Genomic DNA, 19,037 nt, shown 5'->3' on the forward strand with positions numbered 1-19,037 from the left:
TTGGAGCGACATATCGGGTTCGAACCGATGACCTATACCTTGGCAAGGTATCGCTCTACCAACTGAGCTAATGTCGCATTTCAAGCTTTGCTAACAGCGTCGCTAGCAAAAAGTTGAGGCCGCATTATAGGAGAATTTCATCTCTTCGCAACCCCTTCTTGAAAAAATTGTACCGTTTGCTCAAATTTTAAATACTTTGTCACGATAAAACTGCAATTCAGCAATCGATTCTTGAATATCTATGAGCGCTTGATGAGTGCCTCTCTTTTTAAACCCGGCCATGACTTCAGGGCTCCAACGCCTCACGAGTTCCTTAACCGAACTCACATCAATATTGCGATAATGGAAATAATCTTCTAGCTCTGGCATATAACGATTCATGAAGCGTCTATCCTGGCCAATGCTATTACCACACATGGGTGAAACGCCCTTGGGAACATAATTTTGCAAAAACATAATTGTTTGCTCAATCGCCTGCGACTCAGTAACTTGACTCGCTTTGACCCTCTCAATCAACCCAGATTCACCATGATGCTTTTGATTCCAATCATCCATCACGGCAAGCGCTTCATCTGATTGATGAATCGCAATCACTGGCCCCTCAGCTAATATGTTGAGCTCTTTGTCTGTTACGATAGTTGCTATCTCAATAATTCGGTCAATGCTGGGGTCTAAGCCAGTCATCTCTAAATCAACCCAAATCAGATTACTTTCATCTGCAGCCATATATCTGCCTTATCATTGCGGTTTGCCTAAATTCAGGCTTTTTTATTCGATACCGTGTATCATACTGCTTTTTTAGACGACACAAAATAACCTTTATTTTGACGATGATGCCACTGTGAGTAAAAAGAAACCCCTAAGCCAAGGTCAACGCCGTCGTATGCGGGCTAATCATGAAAAACGCCTACAACGCCAAGAAGCTGGAACAAGTACTGCTGAGTTACAGGATAGCTCACTAGGACCAGAACAGCTCGGAACCGTGATCTCTCGATTTGGCCAACATGCCGACATTGAAACAGAGAGCGGCGAACAAGTTCGCTGTAATATTCGACGCAATATTCAAAGTTTAGTCACCGGTGACAAAGTTATCGTTCGACAGGCCATCGAAACCACAGCCACGATTGCTGGCGTAGTCGAAGCAGTCCATCCTCGACACTCATCACTCTCTCGGCCAGACATGTATGATGGCATCAAGATTATTGCGGCAAATATTGATCAAATTCTCATCGTATCGTCGGTCGTACCTAGTTTCACAACACAAATTATCGATCGCTACCTTGTTGCCGCTGAAGACACTGGCATCTCGCCAATCATCATCTTGAATAAGGTTGACCTACTCAGTGAGGAAGAGGCTCCAGTAGTAGAGGCAGCATTAGCGCGCTATGAAGCAATTGGTTACCAAGTCTTCAAGGTTAGCAGTATATCTGGTGAAGGTGTTGATGCGATACAGGCTTTACTTAATGACAAAGTCAGTGTTTTTGTTGGGCAATCTGGTGTGGGTAAATCATCACTCATTAATGCATTAATGCCTGATGCAGAATTATTAACAGGCGATGTCTCTGAAAACTCGGGGCTTGGACAGCACACCACTACCACAGCAAAACTGTTGCATTTCCCTAGTGGCGGCGATTTAGTCGACTCACCGGGGGTACGAGAGTTTGCCTTGTGGCATCTGCCCCCTGAACGGGTCGGTTGGTGTTTCGTTGAATTTAGAGACTACATAGGCACCTGTAAGTTTAGAGATTGTAAGCACAAGCAAGATCCAGGCTGTGCAATCACTGAAGCCTATGCAGACGGCAAGATTTTTGAAGATAGGTATAATAATTACCACAAGATCATCGATAGCCTAGATGAACAAAGACATGCCCGTCACTTCCGCAGTGATACCGATTAAGAACAATAAAATAGCTATATTGTATTTGAAGGATAAGTAACGTGGACAAACTAAAAATTGCTTTACAATACATCATGCCAAAACACCTGTTATCGCGTTTGGTTGGTAAGCTCGCTGCAGCTGAACTCGGCGCTGTAACTACGGCGGTGATTAAGTGGTTTATTAAGCAATACAAAATTGACATGAGTGAAGCGGCCAATAGTGCGCCAGAGTCCTATGCGAGCTTCAATGCTTTTTTCACTCGAGCACTTAAGCCAGGGATCCGCCCACTCTGTGACGACGATGACTATATCGTTCACCCAGTAGATGGCGCCGTCAGCCAGTGCGGTCCAATAAAAGAGGGGCGTATTTTTCAGGCGAAAGGTCATGAATATTCATCACTTGCGCTTTTAGGCGATCAAGCCGATGATGCCAAAAGATTTGAAGGCGGAGACTTTGCTACCATCTATCTGGCTCCAAAAGATTATCACCGCATGCATATGCCAATAAAGGGAACCCTGTCTAAAATGACCTATGTTCCTGGTGAGCTCTTTTCAGTCAATCCGTTGACCGCTGAAAATGTACCGGGCTTATTTGCACGCAATGAGCGGGTAGTGGCGATCTTTGAAACTGAAATTGGCCCAATGGCAATGGTTTTAGTCGGAGCAACGATTGTAGCGAGCATTGAAACCGTCTGGGCTGGTACTGTCACCCCACCAACAGGCAAGAAAGTGTTTACGTGGGATTACCCAACCCAAGGTCCTGATGCATTAACGCTTGAGAAAGGCGATGAGATGGGGCGCTTCAAACTCGGTAGCACGGTTGTAATGTTGTTTGCAAAAGATGCAATAGAAGCGTTTGCCGATGGCGTAGAGCCAAAAGCTGTCACACGTATGGGACAAGCTTTCGCTAAAATAGATTAGAGAAACGATTGAGCAATCAACTAAACAACCGCACTGGGTTACTAGAACTACATATAGCCGTATTACTTTTTGGTGGTACGGCGCTTTTTTCTAAACTGATCCCACTTAGTGCCCTCGATATCACGCTACTGCGGTGTTTTATTGCCGCCATTGTCCTTGCACTGCTTGTAAAAAGTATGGGGTCGCGTCTACGCCTCAATAGCCAAAAAGATTATTTTGTCGCCATTGGTCTCGGCGTTATCGTCAGTCTACACTGGGTTACCTATTTCGCATCAATGCAACTCTCCTCCGTTGCAATCGGTATGATTGCCTTTTTCACCTACCCTGTGATGACAGTATTAATTGAGCCTCTATTCACTAAGACACGACTAAAACGTGCTGATTTGATCAGTGGACTCGTGGTACTAATTGGCGTTGGGCTACTTATTCCTGAAGCAACATTAGGTAATGATGTCACGCTAGGTATTGCTGTTGGCGTGCTGTCTGCCATGTTTTTTACCGCCAGAAACCTTCTCCACAAACGATACTTCGCTAGCTACAGCGGAGCCCAAGCTATGTTCTATCAAACCTTGGTAGCCGTGCTGTTTTTACTCCCATGGCATGAGGTAGAAATTAGCAGTATCGAACAGCATGTTTGGTGGCTCATCCTCCTGCTAGGTGTTGTATTTACCGCAGCCCCTCACGCGCTATTCACTTCGGCATTACGCCAGCTAAGTGCCAAAACAGTTAGCCTAGTCTCCTGTCTACAACCACTTTATGGAGCGCTATTAGCACTGTTACTACTGGGAGAAACCTTAGAATTAAAAACGGTCATCGGCGGATTGTTAGTCGTCATTACCGCAGTTTACGAGACCCAGCAAAGCCATAAGCAATCTCGGCAGCAACAGCGCACCAATGACTAATCATTTCCAATACTAAGAGTAACGATTTCAACACAGCCATTTTGTTAACTTAACCGACTAAATTTCCTCATACACACATATCATTTTCAACCTATATTGGTAAGATAGTTCTGCCCCTTAGCACATTAATGGAAATGCCAAAGCTGCTTATGTTACGTATTTTTCTGATTCTTTTTTTACTAGCGACTTTTAGCGTCCAAGCTAACTCTCCGTTGTCGCTCAATAAACAACTCGGGCTAGGCCAAAATAGTACGGTTGAAACCAAAACACCGGCACAACAACTGGCACATATTCAGCAGCAGATAGCGCAACAGCAGGCGCTGCAGGCCAACAATGAACAGCTTCTCCACCAATACAACACGCTGCGCAGTAACCTTACTGGTCAACTAGACGAAGCATTAACCCGGCTGATATGGAGCCCCCAGCAAGATCTGTCACAGCAAGCATCAATGTCATACCTACGCTTGTCTGAACTAAAAGAGATAGAAACCGATCTCGGTGGGCGGATTAACGAGCTCATAAAGCGGCAACAATTACTGCCCAAGCTTATCAGTGACGCCAATCAATTGGTGATACAACATAAAAAAGCCACCAATAACAATGAAGATGAACTCAGTCATGCACAAAAGCGTCTGTATGCACAGACCTTGTCTACGCTGGAATCAGAGCTCGCCAGCAGTCAAAAACAGATAAGCATAGCCCAGCAACAACTCACCTTGGTTCGCCGTCAACTGTTGCAGCAAGAGCGACTCATTGAAGAGCTTAATAGCGCCATCGCCGACCAGCGCCACCAAACAACGGCAGCGACCATTGCGGCGAGTCAAATTGAAACGGCATCGACTAACGATGTTGTCGCAATCGAGCTGAATGAACAAAATCAACGGTATGGACTACAACTACAAGCGCTGACTCTCAAAATGAATCAGGCGGCGACAGATCAAGAAAAAGCTGAAACTCAGTACCAGTTTCAGGCTAAACAGCTGACAAACATCCAACAGCAGATCGCCCTAGTAAAACTTAATTCGGCCTTTGGTGAACGTTTTCTGCGTATTTTGTCGTCACTGCCGAAGCCGCCAAATCAGAATGCTGTCATCAATGAAATTGCTAATGCGCGAATTGCAAGATACCAAGTAGAGCAGGAACAAGGGCTTAACAATGGCTACGCTTCCTCAAATCATACGGCCCTGCAAAGCAAATTACTGACATCGCAACAGTTGCTTCAAAATCAGTTACTGGATAACTATGACCTCTACATTAGTGATTTGGCTGATTTAAGACTGTTATACGAACAGCTAGGTCAACAGTACAGAACCTTAAAAACCACCTTAAATGAACATCTATTCTGGGTCGCCAACGCTAATAGTATTGATAGAAGCTGGTTTGTCGACCTACTTCAGAGTAGCCAGTGGTTAATGACTCAAGCGCCTTTAGGACAGCTATCGGAATCAGTCAACTTACAAAGTACTGTCTGGTCTTGGTGGATAATTTTGTTGGTTTTATGTCTGATGATGCAAGACTTACTCACCCCGAGATTTAACCAATCAATGGCCAATAATCTTGCTTTTGTTGGTAACGTTACTCAGGATAAGTTTATCTACACTTTTAGTGCCCTGATAAACTCGCTACTTTACAGCGCCATCAAACCGCTCCCCGTGATCACCGCAGGACTCATCTTCTATTTCTCAGAGTACAACTTTGTCTCAGCAATCGGGATGGGCATACTGGCCATTGGCCTGCTCTACTACCTTTACAGTTTCACCTATCTGCTTACCCTAGATAACGGTGTACTGATTGGTCACTTTAAAGGTGAAAAGAAGGTGATTAGAGGCGGCCAGGAACGCCTACGTAGCTTTACTTTAATCACCATGCCCATTATCGGCATCATAGGCTTTACTGAGATTTTAGAAGCCTCATTGATACGTAATAGCATCGGCCGTGGCGCCTTTATCTTATTTGCCGTGATGTTGTTTTGGTTTTACAAAGATATTCTAGCGCTCTCAAAGCGCGAACATAGCTTTCATCAAGATGATAAAAACAAACGCCTATTACAGAAGCTACTGTGGGCCGTATTGATATTGCTACCACCCACTTGTGCAGTATTAGCATTTAGGGGCTACTATTACACCGCCTTTCAAATGCTATTACAGCTCCAATTATCACTCATTCTTTCTCTCAGCTTTATGCTGCTGTATCAGCTAATCAAGCGATGGATGCTCATTGAGCGCCGTCGTATCGCCTTTAACCGAGCTAAAGCGAAAAGGGCCGAGATTTTAGCGCAACGAGAGAAGGAAGATGATTCACCAAGCAGTGAGCAAGGCGACACCTATGAAGAGCCAATCGTTGATTTGGAAACCATTTCGAGTCAATCCTTAGGCTTGGTGAGGTCATTACTCATTTTGGCCTTCTTAGCCAGCCTGATTGGATTATGGACCCAGACCCATAGCGCTATTTTCTCCTTCTTAGATGGCATCACGCTGTGGACAACCTCAAGCGTTGTTGATGGCATAGTGCAACAGATCCCCATCACGCTTAAGTCTCTACTCTTGGGGCTTATCATTGTGGGCTTCTCTTTAATGATCGCCACCAATCTACCCGGTTTGCTAGAGCTGATGATCCTGCAACGCCTCGACCTCACTCAAGGAACTGGCTTTGCGGTCACCACAGTAAGTCGTTACTTGGTGGTCTTTTTCGGTATGCTAAGTGGCTTCTCAACCTTGGGAATGGAGTGGTCGAAACTACAATGGCTAGTGGCGGCCCTATCGGTCGGTTTAGGTTTCGGTTTACAAGAGATCTTTGCCAACTTTATTTCAGGCTTAATTATTTTATTCGAAAAACCTGTGCGTATTGGCGACACCGTCACGATCCGCGATCTAACGGGTACCGTCACTAAGATTCAGATCCGAGCAACCACCATCGCAGATTGGGATCGCAAAGAGATTATTGTCCCCAATAAGGCCTTTATCACCGAGCAGCTCATCAACTGGTCGTTGTCAGATCCAATCACCCGTGTGATTGTCTATGTCTCGGTCGCTAGGGACTCCGACCCCGCTCGTGTGGAAGCAGCGCTCTATCAAGCCGTTCAGGAGTGTGACGATGCGCTTGCGACCCCAGAGCCTGAGGTTTGGTTTGCTGGTTTTGGTAAACATACGCAAGATTACGAGATCCGTGCTTATGCTAAAGATATGAGTACCCGCTGGCCACTCAGACATAAACTCCATAAACAGGTCAGCAAAAAGCTGCGCGAAAATAAACTTGAGTTGGCTTATCCGCAACTCGAGGTCCATATCAACGGTGGCCAAGCCAAAGAAACACAAGGGTTAATAAGAAGCTGATGAAGGTCTTTGCTCATCGTGGTGCCAGTGGCTACGCTCCAGAAAATACCCTGGCGGCGATGAGAAAAGCCATTGATTTAAATGTCACGAGTATAGAACTCGATGTTCATAACGTGGGCGGCACACTATACGTGTTTCATGACCGTCGGCTGGATGGCAAAAGCTCTGGAACGGGCTTAATCGAACACGTATCGCCCGAATATCTTACAGCCATCACAGTTGATGGAGAACCCATTCCAACCCTTTGGCAAGTGCTCTGCTACCTGAAACCCTACAACAGCGTGGTTAATATTGAACTTAAAGGCCTCAATAGCTTAGGACCATTTATCGACTTATACCCTAAACTCCTTAATGAAATCGGCTATCGCAGTGAGCAACTGTTAATCTCCTCGTTTCACCATGGCTTTTTAGCCACGCTAAAACAAAGATTACCTAGCGCAAGACTGGCACCGCTACTTGAAGGCATACCCGATGACTTAGCGGCCTGCGCAACACGCCTTGATGCTTACTCAATTCATCTCAGCCTAAGCTTTATCACCCAAGAGTTGATTGACGATGCCCACGCTCGAGGCCTAATGGTCTATGTCTATACAGTCGATCACCCTCAAGACATTCAAGATTTGGCTAAAATGGGTGTAGACGGTATCTTTAGTAATTATCCCGATGTCAGCCAAGCAATCATCGACAGGTTAACTCATCCGAAAACAAGCTAGCCTTAGCGTCATCAGATGATATGACTACTAGGAACAATAACCTAAATAGTCGCTGACTCAATGCAATAACACGACTATCGATACGGTCTACATTGACTGATAAAAATAATAAAAGAGGTAGGCTATGGAACATAAACTCTTACTCCTGACCAGCGACAACAACCGTTACAGAGAGCTTTTAGCCTCGTGCCACCTCCCCAACCTGACATTACTCGGCGACGACCCCAAAAGTATCTTAGATGCCAACATTTGGCTTGCTGAACCGCCATTAGCGGCTCCGTTGGTTGGGCATGCCAAGAACTTAATCTGGCTGCAGTCGACGTATGCTGGGGTTGATCCATTAGTCAAACCTCGTTTACGCAGTGACTATCAACTGACTAACGTAAAAGGCATCTTTGGCCCGCTGATGAGTGAGTATCTGTTTGGTTATCTGCTAGCACATCAACGACATCACCAAAAGTATAAGAGTCAGCAAGCAGAAAAAATCTGGCAGCCAAGCAACTTCAAGTCATTGCAAGGCCAAAACCTACTGCTGCTCGGTACGGGAAGTATCGCCAAACATATCGCGCAAACAGCCAAACATTTTGGTATGCATGTCACGGGAATTAATCGTGGGGCAAAGCCTACAGTGGGTTTTGATCAGGTGGATACCTTAGCCAACCTACCTCTACACTTGCAACAGGCAGATGCTATCGCAGCCATCTTACCCAGTACGCCCGACACGCAAGGAGCATTGGATAAAATGCACCTTAGTCTCATGAAGGACGATGCCTTATTGTTTAATCTTGGCCGCGGTGATGTCTTGGACTTAGATGCGCTCTACACCCAATTGCAACAACACCCACAGCAACAGGCAATATTAGATGTTTTCAATAAAGAGCCTTTACCTCAAGAGCACCCTATTTGGTCACTAGATAATGTCATCATAACGCCACATATCGCAGCACCGAGCTTTCCAGAACAAGTTGTCGAGATATTTGCCAACAACTATCACAACTTGCTCAATGGCAAATCGCTGTCTAATAGCGTTAATTTTGAACGAGGGTATTAATTGAGGTACATAGTGAGCCATGGCGCACACCGTTATGGCTGAAAACGGCTTTGCTCACAGTTTTTAATAACGGGTAAAATAAAAACTATTGATAGACTATAACCAGAAGTTATTGGTAGTGGGAATTATTATCATTTAGAATTGGCATTATCTTAGTAAAGAGAGCGCCAATATGTACGTTTGCCTGTGTCATGCTATTACCGATACCCAAATTAGAGAAGCCGTTGATCAGGGTGACCTATCGCTTGCTGATGTAAAAAAACGTCTTGGTGTTGGTAATCAATGTGGGAAATGCACTCGCATGGCAAGCGAAATCATCCAAGCGCGTCTCGATGTCACCCCCAATTTTTACGAAGTCGCCTAGCGATTTTGCAATAAAAAAGCTGCCTATTGGCAGCTTTTTTATCACCAGGCTTGGCTATAACACCTGTTCATCTTCACCTAATTGAACTCTATCTACACGTTGTAACCCACGGGGCAATTTAGCACCACGGCGGCCACGTTCACCGCGATAATGCTCAAGGTCGCTGGGTTTTAACGTCAATTTGCGTTTACCGGCCCACAAGGTAACCGCCATATCTTCAGGTACCACATCCAAGTGAATTAATAACTCTTCGCGACTTTTTGCTCTGTCACTAGGAATGCCAATAATCTTATTACCCTTACCTTTACTCAGTTGCGGCAGTGCATCAACAGAGAACAACAGCATACGGCCTTCGTTGGTAATAGCTAGAATAGACTCGTTACGCGATTTATCGACCCGCTTAGGCAGCAAGACCTTGGCGTTAGCCGGTAAACTTAACAGGGCTTTACCCGCCTTATTACGCGATACCATATCTTTGTAATCGCCAATAAAGCCGTAACCTGCGTCCGAGGCTAATAGGAAGCATTGTCCCTCTTCCCCCATTAACGCATGTTCAATCGTTTCGCCAGGTGATAACTGGAAGCGAGTCGTCAAGGGTTCGCCTTGGCTGCGCGCTGACGGCAATGTATGGGTATCGGTGGCAAATGCCCTCCCCGTTGAACCAACAAATACTGTGGGGCAATTACTGCGCCCCGACGCCGCACAGAGGAAACTATCTCCAGCTTTATAAGAGAGTGCAGTAGGATCGATATCATGCCCCTTGGCGCAACGTACCCAACCTTTCTCAGATAACACGACGGTTACCGCTTCAGCAGGCACTAACTCTTGTTCGGTCAATGCTTTTGAATCACTGCGCTCAACCAATGGTGAACGTCTATCATCACCGTAGGTATCACCGTCTTGTAGTAGTTCTTTTTTGATCAACGTCTTCATGCGGCGCTCGGAGCTTAATAATAACTCCAGTTTTTCGCGCTCAGCGGCAAGTTCGCTTTGCTCAGCCTGAATCTTAAACTCTTCGAGTTTTGCCAGGTGACGCAATTTAAGATCAAGAATCGCATTAGCTTGCTCTTCACTTAAGTTAAAGCGAGACATCAACTCAGATTTTGGATCGTCGTGATAACGGATGATCTCAATCACTTCATCAATATTCAGGAATGCGACCATCAAGGCTTCGAGGATATGTAACCTTGATACCACCTTTTCCAATCTGTGCTCTAAACGACGCCTAACCGTGGTCATACGGAACGTTAACCACTCAGTTAATAGCTGTTTAAGCCCTTTAACTTGTGGACGACCGTTGAGTCCCAATACATTGAGGTTTACGCGAAAGTTTTTTTCTAAGTCAGTGGTCGCAAACAGATGGGCCATCAGTTGATCGCAGTCAACTCTATTTGAGCGCGGCACGATAACCATGCGCACAGGGCTCTCATGGTCTGACTCATCACGTAAATCCGCTACCATAGGTAGCTTTTTAGCCTGCATTTGCGCGGCAATTTGCTCTAAAATCTTGCCGCTACCCGCTTGATGTGGCAATGCGGTAATAACGATCTCGCCGCCCTCAATGCTATACACCGCTCGCGCCTTAATTGAGCCGCGCCCCGTGCTATAAATCTTGGCAATATCCGCTTTCGGCGTAATAATTTCTGCCTCGGTGGGATAGTCAGGTCCTGGCACAAGTTCCATCAGCCGCTCTAAGTCAGCCTTAGGGTTATCGAGTAATTCAACACACGCAGAGACTAATTCTCGAACATTATGTGGCGGCACATCGGTCGCCATCCCGACCGCGATACCGGTAATACCATTAAGTAAAATATGCGGTAAGCGAGCAGGTAACACCAAAGGCTCTTTCATGGTGCCGTCGAAATTCACGCCCCAATCAACTGTGCCTTGGCCTAATTCGGTTAGCAATACTTCGGAAAACTTAGATAAACGCGCTTCGGTATATCGCATCGCCGCAAAGGATTTAGGGTCATCGGGTGCCCCCCAGTTTCCTTGACCATCTACCAATGGATATCGGTAAGAGAAAGGCTGCGCCATCAACACCATCGCTTCGTAACAAGCACTATCACCGTGAGGGTGATACTTACCTAGCACGTCACCCACGGTACGAGCCGATTTTTTATGCTTTGATTGTGCAGAGAGGCCTAGCTCGCTCATCGCGTAGATAATACGACGCTGTACAGGTTTTAAACCATCACCAATGTGTGGCAATGCACGATCCATAATGACGTACATTGAGTAGTTTAAATATGCTTCCTCAGTGAAACGTCGAAGCGGCATCTGTTCGACACCATCGAGACTTAAATCAATCGCATCACTCATTCATCTTGATCCTGTTGTTCACTCGATTCACTCTCATCGGCAATGACATCTTTATAAAATAATCGATATACATTGCCCTTTAAATCATCTGAAATGTATAAGGCACCATCTCTGCCAGTGAGTAAGGCATATGGCCTAGCTACGGGGAACTCACCATCCAGAAAACTCACTAATGTCTGTCGCTTGGTCACTGTATTGCCATCTAACGTTAGCATGACGACCTGATAGCCGATTTTACTCGAACGATTCCAAGAACCATTTTCCGCAACAAATAGTTGTTGGTGATATTTTTGTGGGAACTGTTGACCGCGATAGAACTGTAACCCCATTGGTGCTACATGAGCTGGCAACTCAAATACCGGAGCGGTAACCTTTAAACCTTTGGGTTTCTCATAGGCAGGTTCTAATACACTGGTGGCATGTATATAGGGAAAACCATAATGCGCACCGACGGTATCAACACGGTTAATCTCATCGGGAGGCAAACGATCACCCATCCAGTCACGCCCTAAATCAGCAAACCACAACTTTCCATCTGCTGGTGACCAATCAAACCCCGTCACATTACGAATACCTGTGGCGATCTGCTCACTGCTACCCGTTTCAATATCAATAGCAATGATGCTGCCAAAAGGTGCTGGCGCCTCACAGACGTTACAAGGTGCGCCAATAGCAACATATAATCGCCCATCGGGACCAAATCGCATTGAGCGATGGCTCTTATTGGTTTTACCTGGTAAACGGTCATAGACCTCTTTACCACGTCCAGGGCGTCTTAAGCGATTCTCTATATCAACATAGCGAATGATGCGGTCTTCTTCGGCGACGTAGAGATCACCATCATGAAATGCCAAGGCTTCTGGGTACTCAAGTCCTTTGGCGATAACATAACGCTTATCTACACGACCATCAGCATTTGCATCAACAAGAGCCTGAATTGTGCCAGATTTATGTGACCCAACAAACAATGTGCCTTTGTCACCAAAAGCCATCTGTTTTGCATCGCCTAAGTCTGAGGCATATAGCGATAAACCAAATCCTTTGGTGACAGTGATCATAATAGGCTGGTTCTGTGCACTGCTAGAGGCAGAAAAAACCATTGCCATCAGGGATAGCAATGCCAGCGAAAACCTACAACTCATTGTTTTTTTGTGCATTATATTATTCTGAGTCAAACCATCTCTCATTTGTTAGCTTATAAAAGTGCCAGATCACCTTTGGTCTCTAACCAAGTCTTTCTGTCGCCTGAACGCTTCTTAGCCAACAGCATATCCATCAGAGCCATCGTATCATCAGCATCATCAATAGTCAGTTGAACTAGACGACGAGTATTTGGATCCATCGTGGTTTCACGCAGTTGGAGTGGGTTCATTTCACCCAAACCTTTAAATCGTGTGACCTGGATTTTTCCTTTTTTCTTTTCAGCACTAATACGATCTAAAATGCCCTGTTTCTCTGGCTCGTCCAAGGCATAAAAAACCTCTTTACCCACATCGACACGAAACAGCGGCGGCATCGCCACATAAATGTGTCCTTGCTCGACCAGCACCTTATAGTGCTTTACAAAGAGGGCACATAACAAGGTCGCAATATGCAAACCATCAGAGTCAGCATCGGCTAAAATACAAATTTTGCCATATCTGAGCTCCGAAATATCGGCACTATCGGGGTCACAACCTATCGCAACCGAGATATCATGGACCTCTTGCGAAGCGAGCACTTGTGATGCATCAACTTCCCACGTATTTAAGATTTTGCCGCGTAAAGGCATAATCGCTTGAAACTCTCTATCGCGTGCCTGTTTTGCACTACCACCAGCAGAGTCACCCTCCACTAAGAACAGTTCGCCGCGCATCGGATCTTGACCACTACAATCGGTTAATTTACCGGGTAGTGCTGGCCCAGAAGTCACTTTTTTACGCGCAACTTTCTTGGCGGCTTTCAAGCGCTTTTGAGCATTGTTAATACACATGTCAGCCAAGGCTTCTGCTTGATCTGTATGGGTATTCAACCAAAGACTGAACGCATCTCTGACCACTCCCGAAACAAAGGCAGCGCTTTGACGGCTAGACAATTTCTCTTTTGTTTGCCCAGCAAACTGCGGATCTTGCATTTTAATCGACAGAATAAAACTGCTTCTATCCCAAATGTCTTCGGGCGATAGCTTTATGCCTCGTGGAATAAGATTACGGAACTCACAGAACTCGCGCATTGCATCCAACAAACCTTGCCGAAAACCATTTACATGGGTTCCACCCAGTGGTGTAGGAATAAGGTTTACATAACTCTCGTTAAGGTAATCGCCACCTTCAGGTAACCAAGTGATCGCCCAATCAACAGCTTCTGTATTACCTTGAAGACTGCCGATAAACGGCTCCTCAGGTAACATCAGCGCACCATTTATCGAAGATTGCAAATAGTCAGTTAGGCCACTTTCAAAGCACCACTCTTCAACATCACCCGTTTGCTTATTAGAAAACTTGATCCGCAAGCCCGGGCAAAGAACCGCTTTAGCACGCAGCAAATATACCAGTTTGGGGATGGAGAAATTGACCGAATCGAAATAGCTAGGAGTTGGCCAAAAGTGAACTCGAGTGCCTGTATTACGACGACCACAGGTTCCCGTCACCGTTAAGTCTTCGACCTTATCGCCATGCTCAAATGCCATATCGTAAATTTGGCCACCGCGTCGCACAGATATCTCGACCCGGCTCGATAATGCATTGACCACAGAGATACCAACACCGTGCAAACCACCAGAGAATTGATAGTTATCATTGGAGAACTTACCGCCCGCATGTAGCTTGGTCAGAATAAGTTCAACCCCCGGGATCCCCTCTTCAGGGTGGATATCGACAGGCATACCTCGACCGTCATCGATAACCTCTAACGAGTTATCTTTATGAAGAATGACATCGATTTTACTTGCGTGACCCGCCAGCGCCTCATCGACACTGTTATCGATCACTTCCTGACCCAAATGATTAGGACGAGTAGTATCGGTATACATGCCGGGACGACGTTTTACAGGATCTAGCCCGTTTAGAACTTCAATTGCATCTGAGGTGTATTGGTTTGTCATAGCACACAAAATATATTGTTATTCAGGCCATGTTGCGGCCCTACATGTCTATTTGTCAAGAAACAGGAACTGGCAGATCCTATCTAATTGTTGCTTGTAGCCGATAAAACTGTGATCACCGCCTGCCTCAACCAGCATTTGGCAATAATGATATTTATGCACTGCTTGCTTATAATCGAGCACTTCATCACCCGATTGCAACAGGACAAAAAAACGGTCTGGATTTAAAATAACTTGGGTATTATATCGTGCGACTTCCTGCTTGTGCACTGGTAATACCTGGTATTGCTCATCGGTGTACGGATTATACTGCTCACCTAAAAACTCATCGAACAATTCAAACGGTTTTACAGCAGGATTAATCAATACCGCCTTACCACCATAGTTTTCAACCAAATAGCTAGCAAAATAGCCGCCGAGTGATGAGCCAATAAAATGTAATGACTCGCCCTTTGCGACTTGCTCTTCGACAATTTCAATCAACATCGCCATCGCTGCTTTTGGCGTCGCTGGAAGTTGAGGCTGAAAAAAAGACAACTTAGGGTAATGGCTGGCAATATATTGGGCTGTCACGATCCCCTTGTCTGAAACAGGGGAACTATTAAATCCATGTATATAAAGCAGCATATGTTCTCATCAATCCTAGGAGTCGTTACGCTGTCGAGCGTCGTCTGTTTTCTGTTTGGTTCTGATAACGAATAAAGCTGTTAATAGAAAGTCTTTGCCTTGATTTTAACAAAACGATGAGCCCACTTACTGACATGGCTTCACCTTGCCAATATATCGAATAACTAGCCGTAAAAACATCCTCAAACATCTAAGCTGTCTATGCAGGCAATCTAAACTTTAATGGCTGTGTTTATCTGACTATTAACCTAACTTGGCAGCTAGGTTAACATATTATGATACGAACATCGGCGGTGAATTTCGCAAAATTAGGCACTAGTATCCGCTCGACTCGTGATCAGGAGAAAACTTGTTACCTGGCACACGATAAACATTGGTTAAAATGCTGCCATCCGCTTTAAGCTCAAGTAAGCGATAACCAGGCTGCTGTGCATCGAGAGCAAAATAAGGTGATTTAGGTTTGAATTGAATACAGGTTGACGGTGTAGCCATCAGACGCATTGGCCCCTGCTCACCTTGATGAACTTGATCTAAACTCTGGTGCACATGCCCCCAGAGAAGCCCCTTAACCTGAGGGTAGGTTGAAACGGCATCAATAAACTCACTACCATTGTCCATACAATGTTGATCGAGCCACTTACACCCGACGAGTACTGGATTATGGTGCATGACCAAAAGCGTATGTTTATCAGGCTGATCCGCGATAGCCGCCTCAATTAATTCAAGCTCAGCTTCCGCCATATGACCACCGGGCTTACCGCGCACCGTTGAATCAAGCATAATTATTTGCCAGTTTCCCGCCAAAATACGTCGGTCGCCAAAGACGCTAGGGCCTTGCATATGTAAGTGCATAATACGCGGATCATCATGATTACCCGGCAGGTAATGGCATGGCACATTGAGTGGTGCAATGGCTTTGACAAAGTTATGGTATGACTCATTCGAATAGTCTTGGCTGATATCACCCGTCGCCAACATCAAATGTGCAGGATAATCGACGGCCTTAATCGTATTTAATACGGCGTCAAGACTATGAGCGGTATTGACACCTAATAACTGAGCCTCGGGATCAGCAAATAGATGCGGGTCAGTCACTTGTACGATCCTGACACTTGCACACTCATCAATAGAATATGAGATAGCCTCTTTTAGCACATTAAAACCCTAAGATGCGGACTGACAGATAACCCGAGCATGATTGTCAATCTTTAGTAACTCTTCAAGAAAAGCATTAACCTGATACTTTTCATCTCTATGGTACATACGTATATTTGGATAATCATATACTGCTCTTAGACGGTAAATCTGTCGACTAGTTAACACTTCTGCTAATTTAGCGTCATGATAAACACGCACTACAACTTTAGGGGTATCAATATATTGAGATGCTTCAACATGCCGTTTTATCTCGACCAACTGGGTATATTGCGTGTTTTCCAACAGCTTCACATCCAAACACCCAAAATCCCCTTCCACTTGCCAACATTCGCCCTGCTCACACTCTGCTGGTAACCAACGCAACATATTAAAATAATTACGAGTGCAAAGGGCCAAAAACCGACTCACATCAACTTGATAGGGGTTAGACCTTTGATTTAAAGAGATTGTCACGGGTTTGTTCTCAACGACTGGTAATTAAGCTGTAGCCATTGTAAGCCAATCACTGTGGAAGCGTTGTTAATACGACCGTCTACAACCATCTGATACGCTTCTTGTCGGCGAATAACATGCACTTTAATATCTTCATGTTCATCACTTAAGCCGTGTATGCCCTGTGCCGCGGTTGCATCCACCTGTGCCCAGTAAAAATCAAATCGTTCACTGGTGCCCCCAGGGCTAGAAAAATAGTTACTGACACAGGTCATTTCGCTGGCACGTAAACCTGCCTCTTCATGCAATTCACGGTGAGCCACCTCTTCAGCGGTTTCACCTGGCTCAATCATTCCAGCCACCAATTCATAAAGCCAAGGTGATGCCGCTGACTCAATAACGGGAATACGGAGCTGCTCAATCAGCACCAAACTATCGGTTTCCGGATCATAGGGTAAAACCACCACGGCATGACCACGTTCAAACACCTCACGGGTCACTTCCTCACTCCAACCGCCACGAAACAGTTTGTGTTTAAATCGATACTCTTCCATGCGGAAAAAACCTTTATATAGGGTTCTTTGGCTCAGCATTTGAACATCATCGCGATTAAACTCTTGCTTCATGAACTCATCCTAGCTTTTACAATGCCAATTACGAATAGTGTGAAGCCCTAATATAACATGCTACAACGCAAAATTTGCAGACATAAAATCAAAAACTGTTACACTTCATAGTTGACTTAAAAATGGTTAATTTCTTAATATCTTAACTCTATAAGTTTAGATGTATCGGGAAGCGTCGGGAAGCGCAAACCGCTTTACGCAAATGATTTGCTGAAGCCTCACTTAACTTTATTAAGTAATTGCTCCGTTATAAGGGGTATTTATGTCTCAAAAAGGACAAGTAATGAAATTTAAGATTCGCACCTTATGTGCAGCGTTGACTCTAGCGGCAACGACTTCTGCCGTGCACGCCGACGATTTACTGCAGATATATCAACAAGCACTAACCAATGATCCTATTGCGCTGCAGGCCCAATCACAGCGTGACCGCCTCTACGAGCAGATTGAAGAAAATCGCGCGCCGCTACTTCCGACCATTAGTGCAAGCGTCGGTTACGGCAAGAGCTGGACAAACGTTGACGACGATCAATACAACAGCGGCCTAAATGCTGGAGTTTCGCTTAAACAGGTGGTGTACGACCACAGCGCATGGGTTGGGCTAGACTTAGCCGAACTTGCAGCTTCACAGGCTGATGCGGCATATGCATCGACATTGCAAACACTTATTATCCGTGTGACTAGCGCCTACTTTGACGTGCTATCGGCAAAAGATAACTACGAGTTTAAAGGTGCTGAAAAGCGTGCGATTGAGCGTCAATTAGAACAAACAAAACAACGCTTTGCTGTAGGTCTAACAGCTATTACCGATGTGCATGAAGCACAGGCACAATACGACTTAGCTCGTGCATCTGAGATTTTGGCTGAAAACCAACTCATTAACAGCTACGAAGCGTTACGTGAAATCACAGGTATTGACCACAAATCGATTAATATTTTAGACACAAATCGTTTCAGTGCAGCAAGTCCTTCGCCAGCTAAATCACAAGATTGGCTGAAAATGGCAGAGACCAACAGTGTGGATCTATTGACCACTCGTATCGGTAAAGATATCGCGCAACAGACGATTTCACTTTACAAAGCGGGTCATATGCCCTCACTTAGCCTAAGTGCTGGCTACACCACCAATCTGGAACTAAAGAATCAAAGCGGTGATCTCAGTGATTATGACAACGCTAATGTCGGTCTAACCCTAAGTGTCCCGATTTTTGAAGGCTTTAAAGTCAGTTCTAAAGTCAACCAAGCCCAGTATCAATATGTTGAAGCCAGTGAGAAGATGGAACAAACTTACCGCAAAGTGGTAAAGGATGTTCGTAACAACTTCAATAACGTAGGTGCATCGATCAGCTCAATCCGCGCTTATGAACAATCAGTAGTTTCATCTGAAAGCGCCTTAAAAGCGACTCAAGCTGGTTTTGAAGTGGGTACACGTACTATCGTTGACGTACTTAACCGTACTCGTGACCTGTACGATTCTAAGCGTCAGCTATCAAATGCCCGTTATGGTTATATCAACTCTATCCTAGCGCTTAAACAAGCAACAGGCATGCTTAATGAAGATGATGTGATTGCTATCAACAATGGCCTAATCGCGCCAGAGTAAAGTTAGCCTCTATCAAGACGCATAAAAAA

Annotated in this window: 16 protein-coding genes and 1 tRNA gene; 8 read left to right on the top strand and 9 right to left on the bottom strand. The window is 45.2% G+C overall.

Features of this window, described 5'->3' with window-relative positions; all coding sequences use genetic code 11:
* Position 1: 1 nt before the first annotated feature.
* Both L876_RS0114445 and orn read right to left on the bottom strand, forming a co-directional pair.
* Positions 2-77 (bottom strand) — tRNA-Gly (locus L876_RS0114445).
* A 103-nt stretch (positions 78-180) separates the two neighbouring features.
* Entirely contained in the window at positions 181-726 is a 546-nt protein-coding gene (orn, locus tag L876_RS0114450) for an oligoribonuclease (RefSeq protein ID WP_028764457.1), read from the bottom strand.
* Positions 727-841: 115 nt separating this feature from the next.
* Between orn and rsgA the strand changes: the two genes are divergently transcribed.
* The 7 genes from rsgA (at position 842) to L876_RS0114485 (ending at position 9,161) form a co-directional block, all read left to right on the top strand.
* Positions 842-1,897, top strand: a complete 1,056-nt coding sequence (gene rsgA, locus L876_RS0114455) for a small ribosomal subunit biogenesis GTPase RsgA (protein ID WP_028764458.1) — start codon at positions 842-844, stop codon at positions 1,895-1,897.
* Positions 1,898-1,938: 41 nt separating this feature from the next.
* The gene (asd, locus tag L876_RS0114460; protein ID WP_028764459.1) at positions 1,939-2,799 is read left to right on the top strand and encodes an archaetidylserine decarboxylase; all 861 of its coding nucleotides are present in this window, start codon (positions 1,939-1,941) and stop codon (positions 2,797-2,799) included.
* Between the two features lie 8 nt (positions 2,800-2,807).
* Complete coding sequence (locus L876_RS0114465) at positions 2,808-3,701, top strand: DMT family transporter (RefSeq protein WP_028764460.1); 894 nt, start codon at positions 2,808-2,810, stop codon at positions 3,699-3,701.
* Positions 3,702-3,850: 149 nt separating this feature from the next.
* Positions 3,851-7,033 (top strand): mechanosensitive ion channel domain-containing protein, encoded by a 3,183-nt coding sequence (locus L876_RS0114470; RefSeq protein ID WP_028764461.1) that lies wholly within the window; start codon positions 3,851-3,853, stop codon positions 7,031-7,033.
* Positions 7,033-7,746, top strand: coding sequence for a glycerophosphodiester phosphodiesterase (locus L876_RS0114475; RefSeq protein WP_028764462.1), 714 nt, complete (start codon positions 7,033-7,035; stop codon positions 7,744-7,746). The genes L876_RS0114470 and L876_RS0114475 overlap by 1 nt, the downstream gene beginning before the upstream one ends.
* Before the next feature lie 124 nt (positions 7,747-7,870).
* On the top strand, positions 7,871-8,797 hold the full coding sequence (locus tag L876_RS0114480) for a D-2-hydroxyacid dehydrogenase (RefSeq protein ID WP_028764463.1): 927 nt from the start codon (positions 7,871-7,873) through the stop codon (positions 8,795-8,797).
* Between the two features lie 172 nt (positions 8,798-8,969).
* Positions 8,970-9,161, top strand: a complete 192-nt coding sequence (locus tag L876_RS0114485) for a bacterioferritin-associated ferredoxin (protein WP_028764464.1) — start codon at positions 8,970-8,972, stop codon at positions 9,159-9,161.
* Positions 9,162-9,215: 54 nt separating this feature from the next.
* Here L876_RS0114485 and parC read toward each other — a convergent pair whose 3' ends face one another.
* The 7 genes from parC to nudF form a co-directional block, all read right to left on the bottom strand.
* Positions 9,216-11,483 (bottom strand): DNA topoisomerase IV subunit A, encoded by a 2,268-nt coding sequence (gene parC, locus L876_RS0114490; protein WP_028764465.1) that lies wholly within the window; start codon positions 11,481-11,483, stop codon positions 9,216-9,218.
* Positions 11,480-12,589, bottom strand: a complete 1,110-nt coding sequence (locus L876_RS0114495) for a PQQ-dependent sugar dehydrogenase (protein ID WP_318964359.1) — start codon at positions 12,587-12,589, stop codon at positions 11,480-11,482. The genes parC and L876_RS0114495 overlap by 4 nt, the downstream gene beginning before the upstream one ends.
* A gap of 89 nt (positions 12,590-12,678) precedes the next feature.
* Positions 12,679-14,565 (bottom strand): DNA topoisomerase IV subunit B, encoded by a 1,887-nt coding sequence (parE, locus tag L876_RS0114500; RefSeq protein ID WP_028764467.1) that lies wholly within the window; start codon positions 14,563-14,565, stop codon positions 12,679-12,681.
* 48 nt (positions 14,566-14,613) lie between these two features.
* Positions 14,614-15,192: a YqiA/YcfP family alpha/beta fold hydrolase gene (locus L876_RS0114505; RefSeq protein WP_028764468.1), complete on the bottom strand. Its 579-nt coding sequence runs from the start codon at positions 15,190-15,192 to the stop codon at positions 14,614-14,616.
* Positions 15,193-15,507: 315 nt separating this feature from the next.
* A complete protein-coding gene (gene cpdA, locus L876_RS0114510; protein WP_028764469.1) occupies positions 15,508-16,347 on the bottom strand; it encodes a 3',5'-cyclic-AMP phosphodiesterase in 840 nt (279 codons plus the stop codon).
* 9 nt (positions 16,348-16,356) lie between these two features.
* Complete coding sequence (locus L876_RS0114515) at positions 16,357-16,803, bottom strand: DUF1249 domain-containing protein (RefSeq protein WP_028764470.1); 447 nt, start codon at positions 16,801-16,803, stop codon at positions 16,357-16,359.
* Complete coding sequence (gene nudF / locus L876_RS0114520; protein ID WP_028764471.1) at positions 16,800-17,408, bottom strand: ADP-ribose diphosphatase; 609 nt, start codon at positions 17,406-17,408, stop codon at positions 16,800-16,802. The genes L876_RS0114515 and nudF overlap by 4 nt, the downstream gene beginning before the upstream one ends.
* A 283-nt stretch (positions 17,409-17,691) precedes the next feature.
* Between nudF and tolC the strand changes: the two genes are divergently transcribed.
* The gene (gene tolC / locus L876_RS0114525) at positions 17,692-19,008 is read left to right on the top strand and encodes an outer membrane channel protein TolC (RefSeq protein ID WP_028764472.1); all 1,317 of its coding nucleotides are present in this window, start codon (positions 17,692-17,694) and stop codon (positions 19,006-19,008) included.
* The last annotated feature ends 29 nt before the right edge of the window (positions 19,009-19,037 follow it).

Source organism: Shewanella colwelliana ATCC 39565 (genome assembly GCF_000518705.1).
Classification (GTDB): domain Bacteria; phylum Pseudomonadota; class Gammaproteobacteria; order Enterobacterales; family Shewanellaceae; genus Shewanella; species Shewanella colwelliana.